The following is a 618-nucleotide window of genomic DNA, read 5'->3' as shown; positions in this document are numbered from 1 at the left end:
TTGGCGACGGGTCGGGCGGGGCTGGAGCACCGCGCGGTCGTCGTGGCGGGTGGGCGTGAGGAGTTCCTGCGGGGGCTTGGTGCGCTGGCTGCCGGTGAGTCCGGTTCGGGTGTGGTGCAGGGTTCGGTGGCCGGGGGACGGACGGCGTTCCTGTTCACGGGGCAGGGCAGTCAGCGGGCCGGGATGGGCGCCGAGCTGTATGGGGCGTTCCCGATGTTCGCGGATGCGCTGGACGAGGTGTTCGCGCACCTGGACCAGCATCTCGACCGTCCGCTGCGCGAGGTGATGTTCGCGGGTGAGGACAGTCTGCTGGACCGGACCGAGTACACGCAGCCCGCGCTGTTCGCGGTCGAGGTGGCGCTGTTCCGGCTGGTGGAGTCGTGGGGTGTTCGGCCGGACTTCCTGGCGGGGCACTCGATCGGTGAGCTGGCTGCCGCGCACGTCGCCGGGGTTCTCTCGCTGGCTGATGCTGCGGCTCTGGTCGCGGCGCGTGGCCGTCTGATGCAGGCGCTGCCTTCGGGTGGTGCGATGGTGGCGGTGCAGGCGTCCGAGGGCGAGGTCCTGCCGCTGCTGACGGCCGAGGTGGGTATCGCGGCGGTCAACGGGCCTTCGTCGGTG

At 71.5% G+C, this 618-nt stretch carries 1 protein-coding gene; it reads left to right on the top strand.

Features of this window, described 5'->3' with window-relative positions:
• On the top strand, positions 1–618 hold a 618-nt coding region (locus tag UK12_RS32940; protein WP_045306886.1), incomplete at both ends, for an acyltransferase domain-containing protein.

It is taken from the genome of Saccharothrix sp. ST-888 (genome assembly GCF_000955975.1).
Taxonomy (GTDB): Bacteria; Actinomycetota; Actinomycetes; order Streptomycetales; family Streptomycetaceae; genus Kitasatospora.
This window is presented reverse-complemented; position numbering and strand designations above follow the sequence as displayed.